The sequence below is a fragment of the Streptomyces sp. NPDC057702 genome, from assembly GCF_042799315.1.
In the GTDB taxonomy this organism is placed as follows: Bacteria; Actinomycetota; Actinomycetes; order Streptomycetales; family Streptomycetaceae; genus Streptomyces.
This window is the reverse complement of the sequence record NZ_JBHVJC010000032.1, coordinates 71,183-94,581: the sequence shown is the minus strand read 5'-3', so window position 1 is coordinate 94,581 and position 23,399 is coordinate 71,183. Positions and strand designations below refer to the sequence as shown.

Annotated in this window: 17 protein-coding genes and 1 tRNA gene; 9 read left to right on the top strand and 9 right to left on the bottom strand. The window is 74.9% G+C overall.

The features are described from left to right. Positions 1 to 123: 123 nt before the first annotated feature. The gene (locus tag ACFVFR_RS24075; RefSeq protein WP_383705060.1) at positions 124 to 1,023 is read right to left on the bottom strand and encodes a LysR family transcriptional regulator; all 900 of its coding nucleotides are present in this window, start codon (positions 1,021 to 1,023) and stop codon (positions 124 to 126) included. Positions 1,024 to 1,223: 200 nt separating this feature from the next. Between ACFVFR_RS24075 and ACFVFR_RS24070 the strand changes: the two genes are divergently transcribed. Further along, positions 1,224 to 2,312, top strand: a complete 1,089-nt coding sequence (locus ACFVFR_RS24070; RefSeq protein WP_383705057.1) for a DMT family transporter — start codon at positions 1,224 to 1,226, stop codon at positions 2,310 to 2,312. Positions 2,313 to 2,840: 528 nt separating this feature from the next. Here the strand turns inward: ACFVFR_RS24070 and ACFVFR_RS24065 are convergent. Next, complete coding sequence (locus ACFVFR_RS24065; RefSeq protein ID WP_383705055.1) at positions 2,841 to 4,229, bottom strand: cystathionine beta-synthase; 1,389 nt, start codon at positions 4,227 to 4,229, stop codon at positions 2,841 to 2,843. Between the two features lie 922 nt (positions 4,230 to 5,151). On the opposite strand from ACFVFR_RS24065, the gene ACFVFR_RS24060 reads away from it, so the two are divergent. The 3 genes from ACFVFR_RS24060 to ACFVFR_RS24050 all read left to right on the top strand — a co-directional run bounded on the left by ACFVFR_RS24060 (position 5,152) and on the right by ACFVFR_RS24050 (position 8,934). Next, positions 5,152 to 6,147: an SGNH/GDSL hydrolase family protein gene (locus ACFVFR_RS24060; protein ID WP_383705103.1), complete on the top strand. Its 996-nt coding sequence runs from the start codon at positions 5,152 to 5,154 to the stop codon at positions 6,145 to 6,147. A 406-nt stretch (positions 6,148 to 6,553) separates the two neighbouring features. Further along, on the top strand, positions 6,554 to 7,774 hold the full coding sequence (locus ACFVFR_RS24055; protein WP_383705053.1) for an acetyl-CoA C-acetyltransferase: 1,221 nt from the start codon (positions 6,554 to 6,556) through the stop codon (positions 7,772 to 7,774). A 281-nt stretch (positions 7,775 to 8,055) separates the two neighbouring features. Continuing rightward, on the top strand, positions 8,056 to 8,934 hold the full coding sequence (locus tag ACFVFR_RS24050) for a hypothetical protein (protein ID WP_383705051.1): 879 nt from the start codon (positions 8,056 to 8,058) through the stop codon (positions 8,932 to 8,934). An 80-nt stretch (positions 8,935 to 9,014) separates the two neighbouring features. Here the strand turns inward: ACFVFR_RS24050 and ACFVFR_RS24045 are convergent, their stop codons facing one another. After that, positions 9,015 to 9,374, bottom strand: a complete 360-nt coding sequence (locus ACFVFR_RS24045; RefSeq protein WP_383705049.1) for a hypothetical protein — start codon at positions 9,372 to 9,374, stop codon at positions 9,015 to 9,017. A gap of 121 nt (positions 9,375 to 9,495) precedes the next feature. Here ACFVFR_RS24045 and ACFVFR_RS24040 point away from each other — a divergent pair, with 121 nt between their 5' ends. Beyond that, positions 9,496 to 9,726, top strand: a complete 231-nt coding sequence (locus ACFVFR_RS24040; RefSeq protein WP_383705047.1) for a DUF4287 domain-containing protein — start codon at positions 9,496 to 9,498, stop codon at positions 9,724 to 9,726. 190 nt (positions 9,727 to 9,916) lie between these two features. On the opposite strand, the gene ACFVFR_RS24035 is transcribed toward ACFVFR_RS24040, so the two are convergent. The 3 genes from ACFVFR_RS24035 to ACFVFR_RS24025 all read right to left on the bottom strand — a co-directional run bounded on the left by ACFVFR_RS24035 (position 9,917) and on the right by ACFVFR_RS24025 (position 13,421). After that, positions 9,917 to 10,801, bottom strand: a complete 885-nt coding sequence (locus ACFVFR_RS24035) for a Bax inhibitor-1/YccA family protein (protein ID WP_383705045.1) — start codon at positions 10,799 to 10,801, stop codon at positions 9,917 to 9,919. A gap of 152 nt (positions 10,802 to 10,953) precedes the next feature. After that, positions 10,954 to 12,441: a carboxylesterase/lipase family protein gene (locus tag ACFVFR_RS24030; RefSeq protein WP_383705043.1), complete on the bottom strand. Its 1,488-nt coding sequence runs from the start codon at positions 12,439 to 12,441 to the stop codon at positions 10,954 to 10,956. Positions 12,442 to 12,518: 77 nt separating this feature from the next. Then, positions 12,519 to 13,421, bottom strand: coding sequence for an MBL fold metallo-hydrolase (locus ACFVFR_RS24025; protein WP_383705041.1), 903 nt, complete (start codon positions 13,419 to 13,421; stop codon positions 12,519 to 12,521). A gap of 132 nt (positions 13,422 to 13,553) precedes the next feature. Between ACFVFR_RS24025 and ACFVFR_RS24020 the strand changes: the two genes are divergently transcribed. Beyond that, positions 13,554 to 14,432 (top strand): helix-turn-helix domain-containing protein, encoded by an 879-nt coding sequence (locus ACFVFR_RS24020; RefSeq protein ID WP_383705039.1) that lies wholly within the window; start codon positions 13,554 to 13,556, stop codon positions 14,430 to 14,432. A 117-nt stretch (positions 14,433 to 14,549) separates the two neighbouring features. Here the strand turns inward: ACFVFR_RS24020 and ACFVFR_RS24015 are convergent, their stop codons facing one another. Further along, the gene (locus ACFVFR_RS24015) at positions 14,550 to 15,416 is read right to left on the bottom strand and encodes a LysR family transcriptional regulator (protein ID WP_383705037.1); all 867 of its coding nucleotides are present in this window, start codon (positions 15,414 to 15,416) and stop codon (positions 14,550 to 14,552) included. Positions 15,417 to 15,714: 298 nt separating this feature from the next. On the opposite strand from ACFVFR_RS24015, the gene ACFVFR_RS24010 reads away from it, so the two are divergent. After that, positions 15,715 to 16,779, top strand: a complete 1,065-nt coding sequence (locus ACFVFR_RS24010; protein WP_383705035.1) for a DMT family transporter — start codon at positions 15,715 to 15,717, stop codon at positions 16,777 to 16,779. 354 nt (positions 16,780 to 17,133) lie between these two features. Here the strand turns inward: ACFVFR_RS24010 and ACFVFR_RS24005 are convergent. Beyond that, positions 17,134 to 17,218 (bottom strand) — tRNA-Leu (locus tag ACFVFR_RS24005). A 1,139-nt stretch (positions 17,219 to 18,357) separates the two neighbouring features. Between ACFVFR_RS24005 and ACFVFR_RS24000 the strand changes: the two genes are divergently transcribed. Together ACFVFR_RS24000 and ACFVFR_RS23995 are read left to right on the top strand one after the other, a co-directional pair. Beyond that, positions 18,358 to 19,128 carry an ABC transporter ATP-binding protein gene (locus ACFVFR_RS24000; RefSeq protein WP_383705033.1) on the top strand — a complete coding sequence of 257 codons (771 nt, stop codon included), beginning with the start codon at positions 18,358 to 18,360 and terminating at the stop codon, positions 19,126 to 19,128. 48 nt (positions 19,129 to 19,176) lie between these two features. Next, entirely contained in the window at positions 19,177 to 21,705 is a 2,529-nt protein-coding gene (locus ACFVFR_RS23995) for an ABC transporter permease (RefSeq protein WP_383705031.1), read from the top strand. Positions 21,706 to 21,893: 188 nt separating this feature from the next. Here ACFVFR_RS23995 and ACFVFR_RS23990 read toward each other — a convergent pair whose 3' ends face one another. After that, entirely contained in the window at positions 21,894 to 23,228 is a 1,335-nt protein-coding gene (locus ACFVFR_RS23990) for a class I SAM-dependent methyltransferase (protein WP_383705029.1), read from the bottom strand. Positions 23,229 to 23,399 lie beyond the last annotated feature (171 nt).

Sequence of the window (23,399 nt, the reverse complement as noted above, 5' to 3'; positions counted from 1 at the left end):
CTCCGCGGGCGGTGGGAACATCCCGCCGCCCGGTCGCGCCCCCCGCCACGCGGCGGCGAGCGCGCCGCCCCGCACCGCCGAGGCACGTACGCCGCCTGCCCGACGCCGCCCGCGGCGGGGGGCTCACGGCTGGGCCACGGCCTCCCGCAGCGCGGTGACGCCGGCGACCACCACCGGCCGCACGGCCTCGCCGCTCCGGTGGGCGACCAGGACCTTGCGGCGCAGCACCGGGCGGGTGGCGAGCGCGCGGACCCCGGGGGGCAACGGGCCGCGCCCCAGGCGCGGCACGAGCGCGGCCACCAGTCCGGCCGCCACCAGGGCGAGCTGGGCGGGGTAGCCGGCGACGTGGCAACTGATCCGTGGCTCGAATCCCCGCTGACGCAGCGTCTGGACGAGGAACTGGTGGCAGACGCCGTCGCCGGTCCACGACGCCCAGGGCGTGTCGGCGAGCTGGTCCAGCTCGACCACGCCGCGTTCGGCCAGCGGATGACGTACGGACAGGGCGACGTCCGCGACGTCGGAGAGCAGCTCGACCGAGGCCAGGCCGGCCGGCAGCACCGTCGGCAGCTCCTCCCAGCTCTCCACGACCGCGAGGTCGAGTTCGCCCTTGCGCACACCGGCCAGCGTCTCCTCGGCCTCGCCGGCCAGCACCGTGGTCCGCACGCGCGGGTGCCGCTCGTCCAACGCGACCAGGGCACGCGGCAGGAACGTCATGATCGCGGTGGAGAAGGAGCCCACGCGCAGCGGGCCCGCGACGGTCGAGCCGAGCGCGTCCAGTTCGGCGCGGGCGGCGGCCACGTCGCCCAGGATGCGCGCGGCGTGCCCGGCCAGCACCTCCCCGGCCGGTGTCAGTCGCACCCCCCGGCCGTCGGCCTCCAGGAGCTGGTGACCGGCCTCGCGTTCGAGCTTGGCCAGCTGCTGGCTGACGCCGGAGGGCGTCACGTGCGCTACGGCGGCTGCCGCCGCCACCGTCCCGTGGGTGGCGACCAGGTGCAGGGCCCGGAGCCGGTCGAGGCTGAACACAGCCGACACAGTAGTGCCGCTACCGATTACCGCGGAAAAAGTTGAGCTAGACCCGACAGTCGCCCGCGCTCATGCTGGTGATCGTGACGCCGAACGAACCCACCGCGCGATCCGTGGCGCCCCCCTCACCGACCGGCCCGACAACACCCCCGCGTACGGCCCGCGCCAAGCCCGGCACGCGGGCGGCGACCACCCCCGACGTGACCACCCCCGACGTCTCCGCCCCGCTCGTCACGGGCGCCCCCGACCGTCCCGCTGTCGCGGGCGCCGAGCCCGGCCGGGCCCGCCCGCCCGGCCCTCACGCGCGCCGACTGCTGCGGGACCCCCGGCTGCTCGCGGTGGCGGGGGCCGGCTGTATCTCGGTGTCGGCGATCCTGGTCCGGCTCGCGGAGACCTCGCCGACCACCGCCGCGTTCTTCCGGTGCGCGCTGGCGCTCCCGCTGCTGCTGCCGCTGGCGCTGCGCGAACGCCGCCGGCTCGGCCCCCGACCCGCCCGGCACACCGGCGTCGACCTGGCGGCCGGCCTGTTCCTCGGCGCCGACCTGGTCCTGTGGGGCGCGTCCATCCCCGAACTGGGCGCGGGCATCGCCACCGTGGTCGTCAACGTCCAGGTCGTCATCGTGCCGCTGCTGGCCCTGCTGCTCTTCCGGGAGCGCCTCTCGCGCCGCTTCGCGCTCACCGTGCCGGTGATGCTGGCCGGCGTGGCGCTGGCCGGTGGCGTCGTCGAGACCCAGGGGGCGCCCGGCGATCCGGTCCGCGGCGTGCTCGCCGGCCTGGGCGCGGGCGTGGCGTACGCGGGCTACCTGTTCCTGCTGCGCGGGCGCGGCACACCGACCGGCCCACGCCACCGCTTCGTGCCGGCCACGCTGGCCACCGTCGCGGCTGGGGCCCTGCCGCTGGTGGTCGGCCTCCTGCGCCGGGACCTCGACCTCACACCAGGTCTGCCCGCCCTCGGCTGGCTGGCCACGCTCGCGGTGACCGGACAGTTCCTGGGCTGGCTGCTGATCGGCGCGGCGCTGCCCCGGCTGCCGGCCCGGGTCGGTGGCTCCATCCTGCTGGGCCAGCCGGTCCTGACGGTGCTGCTCGGCATGGCGCTGCTGGACGAGCGGCTCAGCGGCTGGCAGACGGCCGGCTGCGTGATCGTCGTGCTGGCCGTCTGGGACACCACCCGAACCCGCCGCCCCACCCCGGCCCCGCCGCCCCCGGAGCCGTCCGTCCCGGCCCCGCCGGCGGAGGGTGCCCCGGGCGCCGGCACGGCCCACGCCACGGACCGGCCCACCCCGTCCTGACGTGAAGGAGGCCGGTCGCCCCCGGCGCGCGCCCACCCCACCGGCCCCCGTCGCCCGAGGCGACGCCGCGCGCGGGGCAGCGGCCGGTTCCGCCGCGACGGTCTGGCGTGGGGGTGTTCGCCCGCCCGGGTCGCGCGCGGGGAGGACCGACGCGCGCGTGGCCCGCGACCGGGTGGGTCGCGGGCCACGCGGTGGCATAGGCGGGGACCGCCGCACCCCGGCGCGTACGCCGAGGGCGGGACGACGACGGTCCCCGCGGGGGACGCGGGCCGGGCAACGGCCGGGCTCGCCGCGTCCGGGCGACCAGGGAGGTCCGGGAGCCGCTCCGGAGGTCCGTGTCGCCGTTCATCGGGTGTCGGTGTCGTCCTGCCGACGTCCACCAATGTGCCGGACGCGTGTTAAATGCGTGCTGCTGGCGCGTGACGCATACGTACCGCTTACGCGACGGCACGCCCCCGCCGACGCCCCCACCTGGCGCGGGCCCCCGGCGCCGCCGTCCGCGCCGCGCGCCCCGGCTCTGACCAGCGGCTACTTGGCCGTGCCCTGGGCCAGGTAGGCCAGCAGGTCCTGACGGCTGACCACACCCGTCGGCTTGCCCTCCACCAGCACCACGGCGGCGTCCGCCGCGCCGAGCACGGCCATCAGGTCCGAGACCGGCTCGCCCGAACCCACGTGGGGCAACGGCGGGCTCATGTGCTTCTCCAGCGGATCGGTCAACGCCGCGCGCTGCGCGAACAGCGCGTCCAGCAGCTCCCGCTCCACGACCGAGCCGATGACCTCGGCGGCCATCACGTCGGGGTGGCCCGCGCCGGGCTTGACGATGGGCATCTGCGAGACGCCGTACTCGCGCAGCACCTCGATCGCCTCGCCGACGGTCTCCTCCGGGTGCATGTGCACCAGCGAGGGCAGCCCGCCCTCCTTGCCGCTGAGCACGTCGCCCACCCGCACGGCGGGGCCGGCCTCCTCCAGGAAGCCGTAGTCCGCCATCCACTCGTCGTTGAAGATCTTCGAGAGGTAGCCCCGGCCGCTGTCGGGCAGCAGCACGACCACCACGTCGTCGGGGCCCAGCCGCTCGGCGACCCGCAGCGCGGCCACGACCGCCATCCCGCAGGAGCCGCCGACCAGCAGCCCCTCCTCCTTGGCGAGGCGGCGCGTCATCTGGAAGGCGTCCTTGTCCGAGACCGGGACGATCTCGTCCGCGACGGTCCGGTCGTACGCGCTGGGCCAGAAGTCCTCGCCGACGCCCTCGATCAGATACGGCCGCCCCGAGCCGCCCGAGTACACCGAGCCCTCCGGGTCGGCGCCGATCACCTTGACCCGGCCCTCGCTGACGTCCTTCAGGTACCGGCCGGTGCCGCTGATCGTGCCGCCGGTGCCGACGCCCGCGACGAAGTGCGTGATCCGGCCGTCGGTCTGCTCCCACAGCTCCGGGCCGGTGGACTCGTAGTGCGAGCGCGGGTTGTCCGGGTTGCTGTACTGGTCGGGCTTCCAGGCGCCGGGGATCTCGCGCACCAGCCGGTCGGAGACGTTGTAGTACGAGTCGGGGTGCTCGGGGTCGACGGCGGTCGGGCACACCACGACCTCGGCCCCGTACGCCCGCAGCACGTTGATCTTGTCCGTGGAGACCTTGTCCGGGCAGACGAAGACGCACTTGTACCCCTTGCGCTGGGCGACCATCGCCAGGCCCACGCCGGTGTTGCCCGAGGTCGGCTCCACGATCGTGCCACCGGGCCGCAGCGCGCCGGACTCCTCGGCCGCCTCGATCATCCGCACGGCGATCCGGTCCTTCACCGAGCCGCCCGGGTTGAAGTACTCCACCTTCGCCAGGACGGTGGCCTGAATCCCCTCGGCCACACTGTTGAGCTTCACCAGCGGGGTGTTGCCCACCAGGTCGATCATCGATTCGTGAAACTGCACGCCCTACTCCAGGTTCAGCGGGATCTCCGCGGGTCAAGGGGCTGCCGCCGGCGCGGGCCCACCCACAAGCCTATGGCTCCCCGGCCCGACGACCCTTGCCCTGTGGATAACGCACCGCGACCACCCGCCGGCGAACGGGCGTCGCCCCCGCCCCCGCGCGCCCCACCGCTCACCTCGACGAGCCCTCTTTCGGCCAGCGCGCCGGGGCGGCTCGTGACCGGGCCCGCGCCGCGCACGGCCGCGCGCCCCCCGGCGGGCCCCGCGCGCGCCGGCCGGCCGTGTTCCGCTGCCCCCGCCCCGACCGGCCCCCGACGTGCGGCGCAACCGCCCGACCGGCGCGTTGCGCGCGGCCTCTCACCGGGCAACACAGCAGTAGACCGCGGCCAGCCCCGCGCATCCGTCGGGCGGGCCGGGGGGAGACCGACGCACGCGAGAGAGCACGGAGGTGAGCGGGCCCATGTCGATGTCGAGAGCGCGGGTAGCGCGGCGGATCGCGACCGCCGCGGCGTACGGGGGTGGCGGGATCGGGCTGCTGGGAGGCGCGACCGTCGGACTGCTGCTCACCGAGGTGCGGCTGGCCAAGCGCGTGGTCGGCGGCTCCGGCGACCTGCCGCCCCGGGCCGACGGCCGCTACGGCACGGCCTTCGACCGCGAGTCCACCGCCCCGCCGCTGCGCCTGGCCTTCCTGGGCGACTCGACCGCCGCCGGCCAGGGCGTACGCCACGCGCACCAGACTCCCGGCGCGCTGCTGGCCTCGGGCCTGGCCGCCGTGGCCGAGCGGCCGGTGGAGCTGCGCGTGGTGGCCCAGCCCGGCGCGCAGTCCGACGACCTCGCGCGCCAGGTCGCGCTGCTGCTGGGCACGGACGTGCCCACCGACGTGCCCCCCGCCGCGCTGAGCGACGCGGACGCGGCGGCCGCCCCCCTGGTCACCGCCGCCGACCCCCAGGGCGCCACGGCGGACCGTACGGCGAAGGACACGGCGACCACGGGCGGCGCGGGGCACGGCGGCGCGGGGCACGGCGCGGAGGCCGGCGGCGGCCCGGGGACCGGCCGCGGACCGGAGGCGGGCGGGGCGACGACGGACCGCGCGGCGGGAGGCGTCACAGCGGAGGCCGGCCCGGGGAGCGGCCCAGGCGGCGGCCCGGGGAACGGTGACGGCGCGGCGGAGGCCGGGGCGGCCGGCCCGGGGAGCGGTGGTGGCGACGCGGCGGGCGGTGCGGGCGGGGCCGGAGCCGGCCCGGCGGGCGGTGCGGGAGCCGGTGCGGGCGGGGCGCGGGGCCCGGTGGCCGGCCCGGCGCGCAGTACGGGACCGGCGTGGTCGGCCGCCTGGTACCCCGACACCGCCGTCATCATGATCGGCGCCAACGACGTCACCCACCGGATGCCACCCGCGAAGTCGGTACGGCTGCTCGCCGACGCGGTGGGCGCGCTGCGCGCCGCCGGCTGCGAGGTGGTCGTGGGCACCTGTCCCGACCTCGGCACCATCGAGCCCGTCTACCAGCCGCTGCGCTGGGTGGCCAGGCGGCTGAGCCGGCAGCTCGCCGCCGCGCAGACCATCGCGGTCGTCGAGCACGGAGGGCGTACGGTCTCGCTCGGCGACCTGCTCGGCCCCGAGTTCGCGGCCCACCCGAGCGAGCTGTTCGGGCCCGACAACTACCACCCGTCGGCCGAGGGGTACATGACCGCCGCGATGGCCATCCTGCCCACGCTGTGTGCGGCGCTCGGGCTGTGGCCGGAGGAGGAGCGGCCCGACCCGGCCCGCCGCGAGGGGTTCTGGCCCGTGGCGCAGGCCGCGGCCAAGGCGGCGGCGGAGGGCGGTACGGAGGTGGCGGCGGCCCGGGGCCCGTGGGCCCAGCTCTTCCGCCGCCGGCGCCGGCGGCTGCCGGCGGACCCCGAGTCGGCGGCCCTGAGCGGCTAGCTGTACTGGTCATGAGCGGTGCTAACGCCGGCCGGGCGAGGGATGCGGCGGCGGGCGGGCGGGGCGACGTAGGCACGCGGGAGGGCGGCCCCTGACGCACCGGGGGCCCGGGGGCAGGCCCGGGGGCGCGACCTCGCGGTGGGCGCGGACCGCGTCAGCCAGGCGGAGGCCGGAGCGGCGAGCACGGCCCCGCCCCCGCACCCCACTCACGGCCCCGACCACCTGCCCCCACCCGGACCCACACCACCAGCACCCCCGGCCTCACGGACCGCGTCCACCCCCACCACCCCACAGATGAGCAAGCGCTTAGAAAAGAGTCCCGCATCACAGCGCGCGGCCCGTGACCTCGCGGCTACGGGCGGGTAGCTTCCGACGCAGTGTCCCGCCGTCCCTCTCTGGAGCCGTGATGACCGAAGCCGTGATCGTCTCTGCCGCTCGTTCCCCCATCGGTCGCGCCTTCAAGGGGTCGCTCAAGGACGTCCGCCCGGACGACCTGACCGCCGAGATCATCGGGGCGGCGCTCGCCAAGGTGCCCGAACTCGATCCGCGCGACATCGACGACCTGATGCTCGGCTGCGGTCTGCCCGGTGGCGAGCAGGGCCACAACCTGGGCCGGATCGTCGCCGTCCAGATGGGGATGGACCACCTGCCGGGCTGCACCCTCACCCGCTACTGCGCCTCCTCGCTGCAGACCTCGCGGATGGCCCTGCACGCCATCAGGGCCGGCGAGGGCGACGTGTTCATCTCCGCCGGCGTCGAGACCGTCTCGCGCTCGGTCAACGGCACCTCCGACGGCATGCCCGGCACCCACAACCCGCTGTTCGCCGAGGCCGAGGCGCGCACCGCGCACCGCGCCGAGCACGGCGACAGCGAGTGGCACGACCCGCGCGCGGACGGGCTGGTCCCCGACGCGTACATCGCCATGGGTCAGACCGCCGAGAACCTCGCCCGCGCCAAGGGCGTCACGCGCGAGGACATGGACGCCTTCGGCGTGCGCTCGCAGAACCTGGCCGAGCAGGCCATCGCGGCCGGTTTCTGGGAGCGCGAGATCACGCCCGTCACCACGCCCGACGGCACCGTCGTGGCCAAGGACGACGGGCCGCGCGCGGGCGTCACACTGGAGGGCGTCCAGGGCCTGAAGCCCGTCTTTCGCCCCGACGGGCTGGTCACCGCCGGCAACTGCTGTCCGCTCAACGACGGCGCCGCCGCCCTGGTGATCATGTCCGACACCAAGGCCCGGGAGCTGGGCATCACCCCGCTCGCCCGCATCGTCTCCACCGGCGTCTCCGCCCTGTCCCCCGAGATCATGGGATACGGCCCCGTCGAGGCATCCCACCAGGCCCTCAAGCGCGCCGGCCTGACGATCGGCGACATCGACCTGGTCGAGATCAACGAGGCGTTCGCCGCGCAGGTCATCCCCTCCTACCGGGACCTGGGCGTGGACCTGGACCGGCTCAACGTCAACGGTGGCGCCATCGCCGTGGGCCACCCCTTCGGCATGACCGGGGCGCGCATCACCGGCACCCTGATCAACTCGCTCCAGTGGCACGACAAGCAGTTCGGTCTGGAGACCATGTGCGTCGGTGGCGGCCAGGGCATGGCCATGGTCATCGAGCGGCTGAGCTGACCCCCGGACCCGCGCCGCACCCCGGGCCCTGGGCCCCTCCCGCGCCGTCCCGCGTCGCCCGGCGCGGGACGGTGCCCACCCACCGGGCCGTGACCGAATCTCCCCCAGGATGTGACCTACGCCCCCAGGGCAACCGATCGTGCAGGTCAGGCGTGTTCGGTACAGACTGTCTGGGTCTTTATACCCACCCAATCCATGACGTTGTGCACTGACACCGGGCGACGCCACCCGCCAAGCTGAGGTAGGAATTCGGGGGATCAACAGCAACCGGGAGTCTGTCAGTGAGCGCTACGTCCCTTGCCGTACTGCTGGCCGCGGGCATCGCCACGACCGTCGGCGTCGCGGCCCTGCACACCACTCGCGGGCTGCGCCGCCAGATCGTCGCCCTGCGCGCCGACGTCGCCCTGGCCACGGCCGCCGGTGCCCGGGCGGCCACCGCCGAGGTGCCCGCCGCCCGGCAGACCCCGGCCGAGGAGATACGCGCGGCCGTCGCCGACGCGCTGGCGGAGGAGCGGGAGCGCGAACTGGCCGAGGCCCGCGCGTTCTGGGCCGCCCAGGAGGCCCGCGACGCGATCACCGGAGGCGAGGGTTCCGCGCTGCTCGGTGGCCTGGCCGGCTTCGGTGACGACCCCGCCGTCGACGCCACCCCGTACGTGCCCCGCCAGGCCGACCTCGCCGGCTCCCAGCCGATGGTCGACGCCGAACTGCTGGACGCCGCCCTGGAGGCGGCCTTCGACCCGGCGCTGGACCTGGCCGGCGAACTCGACGTCCCGGACTCCGCCGAACTGGCCGCCGCCCGCCGCCGGCACCCCTCCCACCCCTCGCACGCCGCCAAGGACGCCGCGCAGCAGTCCGCCGTCGTCGGCCACGAGCGCACCGTGGCGCTGCTGGGCGAACTCGCCGACTCCCACACCCCGCTGGCCGACGTGCGCCCCGGCCCGCTGGGAACCCTGGACGTCTACGTCTTCGCCGACGGCACCACCGTGTGCATGACCCCCGGCCACCGCGAGACCGCCGACCAGCTCGCGCGGGCCCTGCGCGCGGGCGACGCGCCCGTTCTGCTCGGCGGCTCGGGCGTCTCCGGCGCGTACACCCTGACCTTCGGCTACGGCGACACCAGCGTCTACGTGCTGGCCGACCGCGTCATCGCCTCGCTCTGACCCGTCCCCCACGGTCGACGCCCCGCGCCGCGCGCCGCGCGACGTCCCGGCCCCGCGCGACGCCCTCGCCCCGCGCGACGCTAGAGCCCGCAGCGTGCCTGGGCCGCCGCCACCAGCGCCGCGGCCCGCACCGCCTCCTCGCGCGCCGCCTCGGGCAGTACCCGCTGGCCTCCGGCACCGTCGGAGGGCACCCAGCCGAGCGCGTGCGCGAGGTCGTGCCCCGCCACCGCCACCTGGTCGGCCACCACGAAGACGCCCGCGTCGGGCAGCGTACGAGGGGAAGCGTCGGGCTCCTCCAGCCGCTGGGCGCGCAGCGCCAACTCGCGGGCCAGCGCCAGCCCCTCGGCTGCCGGACCCCGGCCCAGGCGGGACTGGGGCAGGGCCCGCAGTCGGTCGGCGAGACGGTCCACGTCGGCCAGGAAGGCGGTCACATCATCCACGACGCGACCATATGCGCCAGTCGTGGACTGTTGCCAACGCCCAAACGCTCAGGCACGGTGAGGTGAAGGACTCCTGGGCCACCATGTGGCGGCAGGGCACAGGACAACGCCGGAGGCGCCGATGTCCCATGTCTTCTCCGAAGAGACCCACCAGAACCTACTCTCCCGAATCCCCCACTGCACCGGCCGTGACGTGGCCGACTGGCTGCGCACAGTAGACGAAGGCCCCGCCCTCTTCCGCTTCGAGGAGAAGGTCAACTGGCTGCGTGGCAAGCACCAGCTCGCCTACGGACACGCCAAGGCGATCGTCCACGAGCACGACCTGCGTCGTGCGGCCCGCAAGCTGCGTTAGACGCCCGCCGGCCGCGCGGCGGGGCCGGCCAACACCCCGGAACGCGGGAGAGCCCCGGAGGCAGTCGCCTCCGGGGCTCTCTCGTCTCTGCCACGTCACGCGGGACGCGGGGTGGGTCGCGGGCCGCCGACTCGGGCGAGCGCGTCCACCGGGGTACGCGGCGCGGCCGGGGCCGGCCGCGCCCGCGCGACTACTCCCGGAACAGGGCGATCAGCCGCAGCAGCTCCAGGTAGATCCACACCAGCGTCAGCGTGAGGCCGAACGCGGCCAGCCACGACTCCTCACGCGGGGCGCCGTACGCCACGCCGTCCTCGACCTGCTTGAAGTCCATGGCGAGGAAGGCCGCGCCCAGGACGACGCCCACGATGCCGAAGACGATGCCCAGACCACCGCTGCGGAAGCCGAGACCGTCGCCACCACCGAAGGCGGCGAACAGCAGGTTGACCGCCATCAGCAGCACGAAGCCGATCGCCGCCGCCATCACGAAGCGCTGGAAGCGCGCGTTGACGCGGATCAGCCGGGTCCGGTAGGCGATCAGCACACCGGCGAAGACCGCCATCGTGCCGAGCACCGCCTGCATCGGGATGCCGGACCAGCGAGCGTTGAACATCTCACTGATCACGCCGAGGAAGACGCCCTCGAACGCCGCGTACCCCAGGATCAGGGCCGGGACGGGCTTGCTCTTGAAGGCCTGGACCAGGCCGAGCACCATCGCGATCAGCGCGGCGCCGATCGCGATGCCGTAGCTCTTGCTGGAGACCGGCAGAACGGCCCACGCGACGATGGCACCGACGATGACGGTGCCCAGCGTCATGGCCGTGCGCATGACGACGTCGTCCATCGTCATGCGGTCGGCGCGCGGCGGCGCGACCTGACCGCCGTAGAGCTGCTGCATCTGCTCGGGGGTCATGTTCTGCGCGCCCGCGGCGTACGGGTTGGTGGGCTGTGCGCCGGTGGCGTACGGGTTGCCCTGGGTCGCCGTGGGGCCCCCGGCCTGCGGCGGCGTGTTGAAGCCCGCGTAGGCGTTGTCGCGGCTGAAGCCCCGTCGCGAGAAGACCGGGTTGCTGCTCCTCATCTCACTCCTCCATGGCCGCCCTGCGCGACCTTGCAGTCAAGGGTAATGGGTAAGCAAAAGAATCACCCTAGTGCCAGGGGAGGATCTTTTCGCCCCCGTTTAGCCGGTACCCACACGCCGTGGGGCCATGCGGCGAACCCCGGGCGACGACGTCACCACGCGGCGTCGACATCGCCGCGGTGGCCCAACGGCTCGGCGTGTCGCCCCCGCGGGGTGTACGGGGCCCAGCCCGGGTCGCCGCCGCGCGCGAAGGCGACCCAGGCCCCGTGCACGCGGGCGGCCAGCGCGCGCGGCGGCTCGCCGGGGCCGAGCAGGGCGTGCGGCCCGCGCAGCGCCGGCAGGTCGGTGCGCGCGAAGACGAAGGGCAGCTCCACGGTGTGGGCCGCGCCCAGCGCGCCCGCCAGGGCCGGCGAACGCCACCCGAAGGTGTAGGCGTACGTCGCCGCGCGAGCGTGCCCGGCGTGCGCCTGGGCCAGCCGCCGGCTGCCCCGGGCGAACAGCGCCTCGCCCAGGATCGCGGCCCGCAGCGCGCCCGGCCCGGCCCCCGGGTCGCGGGCCCGGACCGCCGCGAGGTGGGCGGCCGGGTCGGCGTGGGCCAGCGCGGCGGTGGCGGCCAGTTCCGCGCGCGCGGCGGTGACCGTCTCGCCGCGCGGGGCGACGTAGAGGTTGCCCTCCTCGGTGGTGGTGCCGACCAGCAGGGCCACGTCGGCGCGCGCGGCGCGGCGCGCGAGGGTCTCGGCCGGCTGCTCGGCCAGCACCGGGCTCAGCGGGCCGAGGCCCAGCAGCGGGTCGCGCGCGGTCGCGGTGCGCAGGTCGAGGCCGGCGAGCTGGGACAGGGCCGCCACCAGGCGCTCGTCGGGCAGCGTCGCGAAGCCCGCCACGGTGGGGGCGACGCCGAGCGCGTCGGCCGCGGCCCGGGTGACCCGGGCCGCCTGTTCGGGGGTGTGGGCGCCCAGGCCGTTGCCGCTCTGCACGATCGCCCGCCGGAACAGCCCGGCCGCCGCCGGCGCGGCCAGCAGGGCGGCCACCAGCGTCGCGCCGGCCGACTGGCCGAAGAGGGTGACGTTGTCCGGGTCGCCCCCGAAGGCCGCCACGTCGCGCCGCACCCAGCGCAGTGCCGCCACCACGTCCAGCAGCCCCCGGTTGGGCGGGGCGCCGGGCAGGTCGAGGAAGCCGGCCAGGCCCAGCCGGTAGGCGACGGTGACCAGCACGACGCCGCCGCGGGCGAAGCCCGTCCCGTCGTACAGCGGCGCCCGCGCCGAGCCCGCCACGAAGCCGCCGCCGTGCACGAAGACCATCACCGGCAGCCCGCCGCCCGGCGCCGGCGCGGCGGGTGCCCAGACGTTGAGCGTCAGGTAGTCGGAGCCGGGCACCCAGCCGGGGCCGAAGTAGGGGCTCATGTCCAGCGAGCCGAAGACGTCCCGGCGTGGCTGCGGGGCCGTCGGGCCGTACGCGGTCGCCTCGCGCACGCCAGGCCACGGCCGGACGGGGGCGGGCGGCGCGAACCGGGCCGGGCCCAGCGGCGGGGCGGCGTAGGGAACGCCCAGAAAGCGCTGGACGCCGTCGATGTCGTACCCGCGCAGGGTGCCGGACGCGATTGCGACGGTGATCGGCGTCGGGGTCGGGCCGTACCGGGTCATGGTTCCTCGCTTCTTCGACGCGCCGGGTCCGGTGTGGGAGCCGACGGGGTGGGGTGCGGGGGGCTGGTCCGTCGGGGTCACAGGCGGGCGAAGGGGGCCCACTCGCGGAGCGCGAAGCCGGCGCCGCGCCGGGTCACGCGCGCGCCGCCGTGCCCACCGAGGTGGGCCGGCAGGACCAGCGCGCCGTGGTCGGCGGCCCAGCCCAGGAGCCGGCGCCGGGAGGTCCGCGCCTGGGCCGGGTCCTCGCAGAAGCAGCTGTTGACGTCGGGCTCGACGAACTGGAGGGGCGAGTGCAGCAGGTCCCCGACGAAGAGGGCACGCTCGCCCCGGGAGTCGAGCCGCAGCACCGAGGAGCCGGGCGTGTGGCCGGGGGCCAGCTCCAGGCGCAGATGTGGGTCGATGGTGTGGTTGGTGTCCCACAGCAGGGTCTGGCCGGCGGCGTGTACCGGCGCCACGCTGTCCTCGAACACGTTCTGGTTGCCCCGCCCGAGCCGGGGGCTGTGGCCGCGCGCCGGGTCCCAGAACTCGAAGTCGCGACGCGGCATCAGGTACGTCGCCCGAGGGAAGGTGGGCCGCCACTGGCCGGCGTCCAGGACGGTGTTCCAGCCGACGTGGTCGACGTGCAGATGCGTGTTGATCACCAGGTCCACGTCCTCGGGGCGGACGCCGGCACGCGCCAGGTCGTCCAGGAACCCGGTCCGCAGATGGCTCCACACCGGGGAGTACGGCCGCTCCTTGTGGTTGCCCACCCCCGTGTCGACCAGGATGACGCGGCCTTCGCTGCGCAGCACCCAGGTCTGTACGGCGGAGCGGCAGACGTCGGTGTCGGGGTCCAGGAAGTCGGGTGTCAGCCACGGTCGGTGGGCCCGCCAGGCGGCCTCGGGGCTGTCCGGGAAGAACTCCCGTGGCCCCATCCGGACGGACCCGTAGTACTCGCTGACCCGGGTGATGGTGACGTCGCCGAGGACGATCTCGCGCATGGCTGCTCCGGCGGGTGTGGGGTGGATCGGACCCGCCCAGACTCCGTCCGCCGCCCCGCGCGAACCAGCCCCGCCCGTGCCCACCCCTGACAGGGTCTGGTTCGCGGGGGCGGGGCGCGCCAGGCTGGGGGCATGGACGACGGGCGGCTCGGTGAGTTCCTGCGCGCGCGACGGGCCCGGGTGCGGCCCCGGGACGTCGGGCTGCCCGACGCGGGGCGGCGCCGGGTGCCGGGGCTGCGGCGGGAGGAGCTGGCGCTGCTCGCCGGGGTCGGCGTCTCGTACTACACCCGCCTGGAACAGGGCCGGGCGCGCGGCGCGTCCCCGCGGGTGCTGGACGCCATCGGCCGCGTCCTCGGGCTCGACGAGCACGGGCGTGCCCACCTGGACCGGTTGAGCGCGCCGACGTGCCGGCCCGGGGCCGGGGCCGACGCGGGGCCGGAGCGGGTGTCGGCGGCGACGCGCGCGCTGCTGCGCACGGTGGGCGAGGTGCCCGCGCTCGTCGTGGGGCGGCGCACCGACGTCCTGGCGTGGAACGGCCTCGGGCACGCGCTGCTGGCCGGGCACCTCGACGCCGGCGGCCCCGACCGCCCGGCCGCCCGGCCGAACCTGGCCCGGCTGCTCTTCCTCGACCCCCACGGGCGCGACCTGTACGTCGAGTGGCGGCGCAAGGCCCGCGCCGTCGTCAGCGCCCTGCGGCACGCCGCCGGCCACCACCCGAGGGACACCGCGCTGGCCGCGCTGGTGCGGGAACTGGCGGCCGGCAGCCCGGAGTTCGCCGCGCTGTGGGCCGACCACCGCGTGCACCCCTGCGAGGGCGACGAGTACGCGCTACGCCACCCCGTCGTGGGCCCGCTCACCGTGACCCAGCAGACCCTGCTGCTGCCGCGCTCCCCCGGTCAGGCCCTGGTCCTGGTCACCACCGCCGACGACGCCTCCCGGCAGGCGCTGACCCGCCTGGCCCGCCCCCTCCGTCCGCCGGCCACCCCCCACACCACCGCGCCCCGCGCCTGACCCCGACCCCGCCGCACCCCGTACGACACCGCGTCCCGTACGACACCGCGCCGCCTGCCCCGCCCCGTACCGCTGTCACGCCCCCTCGCGTACGCCTCGACTCGTCCCCCACGCGCGTCACGGCCCGGCGGGTTGGCGGGTCACCTGTTGGGCGAGGGCCACGAGGTCGGCCACGGCGGGGTGGCTCGGCGGGTCGGTCCAGGCCAGCAGGACCGGTACGGGCGGCGCGTCGGTCAGCGGTCGGTAGCTGACGCCCGGGTGCGGGTGGAGCGCGGCGGTGGCCTCGGTGCTGACGCCGACCGCGCGGCCGGCGGCGATGGCGGCCAGCCAGTCGTCGGTGTTGCCGACCTCGACGGTGTCGCGGGGTCCGCGACCGGGTGGCCACAGCTCGCCGTGGGTAGTGCCGGAGACCGTGTTGAGGCTGACGCGCTGGTCGGCCAGGTCGGCCAGGGTCAGTTCGGCGCGCCGGGCCAGCGGGCTGTCGTCGGGCAGCGCGGCGACCCGGGACTCGTCCAGCAGGTGCGTGCTGTGCAGGCCGGGTTCGGTCAGCGGTCCGCGCAGCAGGGCGGCGTCCGTCCTCCCCTCGGTCAGGCCGGCGCTTCGGTCGTCGATGCGCGACAGCTCCAGCGGCGTGTCCGGATACGTCTGGTGCCAGCGGCGCAGCAGCGGCGTGGTGTGCGCGCCGAGCGCGGACCAGGCGTGTCCGAGCCGTAGCGGCCAGCCGCCCGGTCGCCCCGGGTCCAGGGCGGCGTCGACGGCGGCCAGCGCGGTGGCGGCCCGCACACGAAAGGCCCGGCCCGCGTCCGTGAGGCGCAGGTGGTGCGTGGAGCGGTCGGCGAGCCGCACCCCGAGGTGCTGTTCGAGCTGGCGCAGGGACCGGGAGAGGGCGGGCTGGGTGAGATGGAGACGGGCCGCCGCGCGGGTGAGGTTGGCCTCGTCGGCGATGGCGAGGAAGTGCCGCAGGTGGCGCAGCTCCATGGTCATGACGGAAAAGCATAATCGCCGCCCAACGGGCATTTCCCTACCCGCCGCCCGGCTGCCTAGCGTGGCGGACATGACCCCAGCGCACCCCGCGTCACCTCCCACCGGCCCGAGCGGCCGGGCCCTCACCGGCCCATGCCCCGACGGTCGGGGCCCACTCGCCGCACCGGGCTCGGGTGGCCTGGGCGGTGCTCCGGGTGGTGCTTCCGCCGACGCCTCGGGCGGCCCGGGTGGCGGGGTTGGCGCTCCGGGTGGTGGCCCGGTCGACGGCTCGGGGCGCTCGGTTGGTCCGGCCGGTCTGGTGCGTGACCCAGCCGCCGCCTCGGCCGGCCCGGTTGGTGACCCGGGTGACTCGGCCGCCGCCCCCGGCGCTCCGCGCGGAGCGCGCGCAGCGGGACGCGTCGCGGGCGGGGGCGAGGTCGCGACGGGGTCGGCTGGCGGGTCGGGTGCGCCCGCGGGAGGGAGTGGGGCCGGCGGGGCCGGTCGGGGCGGGGCGTGGGTCGGGGTCGGGCTGGTGGCCGGTGGCATCTGCTCCCAGCAGTTCGGGGCGGCGGTCGCCGCCGCGCTGTTCCCCCGGGTCGGGGCCCTGGGCATGGTCTCGCTGCGGTTGACCGTCTCGGCCCTGGTGCTGCTCGCCGTGTGCCGGCCGGCCGTACGCGGCTACGCGCGCGCCGACTGGGCCGTGGTCGCGGGCTTCGGCGTGGCCGTGGCCGGTATGAACACACTGATCTACCAGGCCATCGACCGCGTACCGCTGGGCACCGCCGTGACCCTGGAGGTCCTGGGCCCGCTGACGCTGTCGGTCGTCGCGGCTCGCGGGGCCGGCCGCTGGCTGTGGGCCGGTCTCGCGCTGGGCGGGGTGGCGCTGCTGGGGCGCGGCGGGCTGGGCGACCTGAGCCCGGTCGGGGCCGGCTGCGCGCTGGGGGCGGGGGCGTTGTGGGCGGCGTACATCCTGTTGTCGGCCCGCGCCGGCAGCCGCTTCCCCCGGGTGGACGGGCTGGCGCTGGCCATGGCCTTCGGCGCGCTGCTCAGCCTGCCGCTGGGCGTGGCCGGCGCGGGCGGCGTCCTGCTCGACCCGGCGGTGCTGGCCCTGGGCGGCGCGGTGGCCCTGCTCTCCTCCGTCCTCCCCTACACGCTGGAACTGCTGTCGCTACGCCGTCTCGCGCCGGCCGCCTTCTCCGTGTTGATGAGCCTGTCGCCGGCGGTCGCCGCCCTCGCCGGATACCTCGTCCTGGGCCAGGGGCTGGCGGCGGCCGACGGGGCGGCCATCGCGCTGGTGGTGGCCGCCAGCGCCGGGGCCATCAGGGCCGGCGCCGGGCCGCGTTCGGAACCCGAAGCGAGGCGAGCGGGGCGACGGGCGCGATGAGGCGGGCGCAAGAGCCGGGCCAAGACGGCCTATTCTCGGGATAGCTCTAGAAATCAGGCAAATCCGCAGAAGGTTGGTTTCGCTCGCGTGTGCCGCGCGTACGAGTGAGGCGCCCGAGGTGCGATCGGCGCCAACTGGCCGCGAGCGGCCCCGAACCGAGGGGGCGGACCGTGGCGCGGGACACCGGGAAGGGGAGCGGGCGCTACCGCTACGACACGTCGGTCCGCTACCGTCTCCGCGACGGCCCGAGGTCGCCCGACGCCAAGTGCGCTCGCGCTCGCGCCGTGCTCCGACGCCGCACCGGAGGATGCCCGGAATAGGGACGTTTCCGCTGGTCAGACCGGATGAGCGGAGTGGTGCCCGGAGCCGGACTTGAACCGGCACGGCCCGTAGGCCAGCGAGGTTTAAGCTCGCCGTGTCTGCATTCCACCATCCGGGCAGGGGCGCTCCCGCTGCCGCGCGTACGGTGCACGGCCGTCCCCTCATAGGAGAGCAGCACGAGCCTAGCCGGGGAAGGCGTCACGAACGGCTGAACGGTCGATCGCCGTTGTCTTATTTTATGGGCAACTGAGGGAGCATCAGCCGGAGGAACGCGCCACTGGCACATGCCCCTGGCCGATCAGGGCTGTTGGTGCGGCACGTCACGCCCAGCAGGGCGAATTGACGAAAACTCGACGCAGCGTTGAGAAAAGTGACGAACGCGCTTCCGGTCCATCCCCCACAGGCCGTACACCTCCCGTACGCGCGAGGCGGCGCCGAGAGCCGCGACCGACCGCCCGAGAAGGCGCCCCGGGACCCCGCGAAGCGCCCGCTCCAGCCGATACCGCCGAGCGACGAAAGCCCCGGCACGGGACACGGCGCCACAGCCCACCGACCCCACCCGCCCGGCCCGCCACCCCCGGCGCTCTCCACCTTCCGCCACCCCCGGCACCCGGCACCGCTCCTCCCCCGCGCCACGCGTCACGCGCTCAGCCCTCCGCCAGGACCCGGGCCCAACCGAGACCCGCACCGCACCTCGACACCCGCTCCGCACCCCACGCCCCGACACAGACACCGCACCCCGACACCGGCGCCGCACCCCGGCCGCCCGCCACCCCGACGCGAAGCCGGCACCCCACCCCGACGCGAACCCCGCGCCCCACCCCGAGCCGAGCCCCGACCCGAACCGGCCCCCACCCACCACCCGACCGCACCCGAGCGCCCCGGCCCGGACGGCCACCCGGCCACGGCGCCACCCCGCCCGTGCCCCGGCCCACCCCCACCCCTGCCCGCGCCCCGCCCGCGTCCCCGGTCAGGAGCCCGCGCCGGGATACCGACCGCAGCGCCACCCCTGTCCCCCGCGCCCGATCAGTCCCACCCGCCACCCCCGTCACCCCCGTCACAGGTCGGGGTAGGGCGGGGCGGCTGCCAGCGGCGGGGCTCCGCGCGTCAGGGTTCCTCTCCTCCCCAAGGAGGACCCGGCGCCGTCCGCGTACCTCGTGAGTCTCCCTGGGAACGGGCGCAGGGGCTGATCTCGTTTGTCGTATCACCAGAGAAGATGGTCGAGTCCCCAGGCACCGCACCGACAGGAGTTCGACCGTGACCACCACCCCCACCGCCACCCGGAACACCGCGGTGGCAGCACGCGCGACGGATCTTCGCAAGGTCTACGGACACGGCGAGACCCAGGTGGTGGCCCTCGGCGGCGTCACCGTCGACTTCCGGCAGGCCGAGTTCACCGCGATCATGGGCCCCTCGGGCTCCGGCAAGTCCACGCTCATGCACTGCATGGCCGGTCTGGACTCGGTCTCGGGCGGCTCGGCCCGCATCGGCGACGTCGAGCTGACGACCTTGAAGGACAAGAAGCTCACGCAGCTGCGCCGCGACAAGATCGGCTTCATCTTCCAGGCGTTCAACCTGCTGCCCACGCTGAACGCGCTGGAGAACATCACGCTCCCCATGGACATCGCCGGCCGCAAGCCCGACCAGCAGTGGCTGGACATGGTCGTACAGACGGTGGGCCTGTCCGGTCGCCTCAAGCACCGGCCGAACCAGCTCTCCGGTGGTCAGCAGCAGCGCGTGGCCGTGGCCCGCGCCCTGGCCGGCAAGCCCGAGATCATGTTCGCCGACGAGCCGACCGGAAACCTCGACTCGCGCTCCGGCGCCGAGGTGCTGGGCTTCCTGCGCAACTCCGTGCGCGAGCTGGGCCAGACCGTCGTGATGGTCACCCACGACCCGGTGGCCGCGGGCTACGCGGACCGCGTGGTCTTCCTCGCCGACGGTCAGATCGTCGACGAGCTGTACGAGCCGACCGCCGACGCGGTGCTCGACCGTATGAAGCGCTTCGACGCCAAGGGCCGGACCAGCTGATCCCGGCGACCCCGACCACCGGCCCTCTCCCCCAGGACTGACAGACCCATGTTCCGTACCGCCCTGCGCAACGTGCTCGCGCACAAGGCCAGGCTGCTGATGACCGTGCTCGCCGTGCTGCTCGGCGTGGCGTTCGTCGCCGGCACCCTGGTCTTCACCTCGACCATCTCCGACGCGTACCAGAAGAGCTCCGAGAAGGGGTTCGACCACGTCGACGTCGCCATCAGCCCCGACGACTCCGACGACAAGAACAACCCGGGCGAAGCCCCCAAGCTGGACCAGTCCCTGCTGGACCGGGCGGCCAAGCTGCCGGGCACCGAGTCCGCGACCGGTGTCGTCACCGGCTTCGCCGCGATACCCGACAAGGACGGCAAGCTCGTCGGTGACGGGTTCGCCTCCTCCGGCGCCAACTACTTCCCGGGCAAGGACGGCAAGGACGCCCGCTACGTGATGAAGGAGGGGCGCGGCCCGGCCAACGAGCGGGAGGTGGCGCTCGACTCCAAGACCGCCGACCGCGCCGACTACGTCGTCGGTGACAGCATCAACGTCTCGGTCGACGGCCCGGTGCTCAAGCAGAAGGTCGTCGGCGTCTTCACCACCGACGACGGCAACGTCGCGGCGGGCGGCAGCCTCGCCCTGTTCGACACCGCGACCGCGCAGAAGCTGTACGCGGACCCCGGCAAGTACACCGGCATCGAGCTCAAGGCCAAGGCCGGCACCTCGCAGGACGCGCTCAAGGCGCAGGTCGAGAAGATCCTCCCGAAGCGGGCCGAGGCCGACACGGGCACCAAGCTCGCGGACGACCAGGCCGAGGAGATCAAGAACGGCATGAGCGGCATGCGGACCGGCATGCTCGCCTTCGCCGGGATCGCCCTGTTCGTCGGCATCTTCATCATCGCCAATACCTTCACCATGCTGGTCGCCCAGCGCACCAAGGAACTGGCGCTGATGCGCGCGGTCGGCGCCAGCCGCCGCCAGGTGACCCGCTCGGTGCTCATCGAGGCCACCGTCGTCGGCACCATCGCCGCCCTCACCGGCCTGCTCGCCGGTATCGGCATCGGCGCCGGGCTGCGCTCGCTGCTCAACTCCACCGGCGCCACCGTCCCGGACGGCCCGCTGGTGATCACGCCCAGCACGGTCGGCGCCTCGCTGTTCGTCGGCATCGTGGTGACCGTGCTGGCCGCCTGGCTGCCGGGCCGCCGCGCGGCGAAGATCCCGCCGGTCGCCGCGATGAGCAGCGTGCACGCCCCGCCGTCCACCCGTGGCCTGGTGGTGCGCAACACCATCGGTGCGCTGTTCTCCGGTGTGGGTGTCGCCCTGGTGCTGGCCGCGACCAGCATGGACGACGGCAAGGGCCCGATGGGTCTGGGCGCCGTGCTGCTGCTGGTCGGCGTGTTCGTCCTGACGCCGCTGCTGTCCCGGCCGATGATCGCCGCCGCCGCGCCGGTGCTGCGGATCTTCGGGATGCCCGGCAAGCTCGCCCGGCAGAACGCGGTGCGCAACCCGCGCCGTACGGCCGCCACGGCCTCCGCGCTGATGATCGGCCTGACCCTGATCACCGGCCTGACCGTGATCGCCGGCGGCATACAGAACGCCATCGACAAGATGGCCCGCGACTCGCTGCGCGCCGACTACATCGTCAGCATGGCCAGCATGACCCCGCTGGCCCCCGAGGTCGGCCAGAAGCTGGAGAAGCTGCCCGAGGTCAAGGAGTCCAGCCCGCTGCGGCTCTCCCCCTCCCGGATCGACGGCAAGAAGACCGACCTGGCCGGCGTCAACGGCAAGGCCATCGAGAACCTGACCAAGCTGGACTTCGTCGAGGGCTCCTTCGCCGGCCTCGGCGGCAACAAGGTCGTCGTCGACAAGGACCTGGCCAAGGACCGCGGCTGGAAGGTCGGCTCCTCCTTCACCACGACCTTCGAGGACGGCAAGAAGAGCCGCCTGGTGGTCTCGGGTGTCTACGAGGGCAACGTGATCATCTCCGGCGTGATGATCGACAACGCCGCCCTGACCCCGCACGTGAAGGACATCGCCGACTTCCAGGTGATGCTCAAGGCCAAGGACGGCGTCAGCGAGGACACCCAGAAGTCGCTGGAGAAGGCGCTGGGTGACAACCCGGCCATCAAGGTCCAGACGATGGACGACGTCTCCAACGACATCGCCAAGCTGATCAACCTGATGCTCAACATGCTCTACGGACTGCTCGCGATGGCCGTGATCGTCGCGGTGCTGGGTGTGGTCAACACCCTGGCGATGTCGGTCTTCGAACGGTCGCAGGAGATCGGCATGCTGCGGGCGATCGGCCTGGACCGCAAGGGCATCAAGCGGATGGTGCGCCTGGAGTCGCTGGTCATCTCGCTCTTCGGTGGCGTCCTGGGCATCAGCCTGGGCGTGTTCTTCGGCTGGGCCGCCGGCGAACTGATCGCCCCGAGCCTGGGCACCTACGAACTGGTCGTGCCCTGGGGCCGGATGGGCATCTTCCTCGCCCTGGCCGCCGTGGTCGGTGTGCTGGCCGCGCTGTGGCCGGCCCGCCGGGCGGCGAAGCTGAACATGCTCGCGGCGATCAAGGCCGAGTAGCCGACCCGAGCACGGCACGCACCCCGGGGCCCCGGGACGACACCACGTCGTCCCGGGGCCCCCGCGCGTCACCGACGGTCGAGCCGCCACCGGCCGTCACGCCGCCACCGGCCTCACGCCGTCGCCGGCTGACGCGCCGCCACCGGCCGTCGCGCGTCACGGACGCGGGCGCGTACGCGCGGGGGCGGTCAGTGCCAGGCGCGGGGGCGCAGCGGCAGTCCGGAGGCGCCGCCCTCCGGGGTGCGGACGGCCAGGACCTGGTTGACGCCGATGCGGTTGCGTTCGAAGGACAGCGCGCTGGCGGCCATGTACAGGCGCCACACGCGGGCCCGGCCCGGCGAGACGTGCCGCAGCGCCCGCGACCACTCGCGCTCCAGATTGCCGACCCAGCTGCGCAGCGTCAGCGCGTAGTGCTCGCGGATCGACTCCACGTCGCGCACCTCGAACCCGGCATCCTCCAACTGGCTCACCGTCCGCCCCACCGGCGCGAGCTCCCCGTCGGGGAAGACGTAACGGTCGATGAACTCGTCGACGCGGTAGGACTCCTCGTGGTGCCGCGGGGGCCGCGCGATCTGGTGGTTGAGCAGCCGCCCGCCGGGCCGCAGCAGCCCGTGCAGCAACGCGGCGTAGCGCGCGTACCGCTCGGCGCCCACGTGCTCGGCCATGCCGACGGAGGAGATCGCGTCGTAGGGGCCGTCGTCGACCCGGCGGTAGTCCTGGACCCTGATCTCGATCCGGTCGGTGAGCCCCTCCTCGGCGACCCGCTTGCGGGCGTACTCCGCCTGTTCCTGGGAGAGCGTGATCCCCACGGCCCGTACGTCGTACTCGCGCGCCGCGTGCAGGACCAGCGAGCCCCAGCCGCAGCCCACGTCCAACAGGCGCTGCCCGCTGGTCAGGCCCAGCTTGCGACAGACCAGGTCCAGCTTGGCGCGCTGCGCCTCCTCCAGCGTGGCGTCCGGGGTCGGCCAGTAGGCACAGGAGTAGACCATGGAGGGGCCGAGGACGTGTGCGTAGAAGTCGTTGCCGACGTCGTAGTGGTGGCTGATGGCGGCCCGGTCGCGGCGCAGGGTGTGCAGCGGGCCGCGCGGCGGGCGGGCCTCCTCGACCGGCGGGCGCGGGGGTGGCCAGGGGCCGCCGAGGGCGAACAGGTCGCGAGCGGCGGCGCGGAGTCTGGGGTCGCGGGCCGCACCGAGGGCCGAACGCAGCCCGCGCCGGGGCGCGGCGTCCTCGCCGCGCTCCCACAGCACGCCCGAGAGCAGGTCGAGCGCCGCGTACAGGTCGCCGTCGACGTCCAGTTCGCCGGCGACCCAGCCACGGGCGAGGCCGAGCTCACCCGGCCGCCACAACAGCCGGCGCACGGCGCGCCGGTCGCGGACGACCAGGGTGGGCGGTTTCGCACCCGCCCCCGTGGCACCGGGGGCGGGCCCGGCCTCGCTACCGTCCCAGGCCCTGATCCGGACCGGGAAGGGGGCCCCGAGGACCTCCTCAGCGAGCGCGGAGAGCCGTCCAGCGGCATCGGCCATGTCGCACACCTCCAGGGAGACGCGGTGATCGCGTAGCGGCACATCTCAAGAAAGATTCACCTGCCACGTAAAACACCCGCCGCCCGCACGGCAGTCCCGATCGCGGTTGTGGAAACGGCAAAGTCCCACCACCCGGCCGCACGACCGACCACGCGCCCCACCCCACGAGCT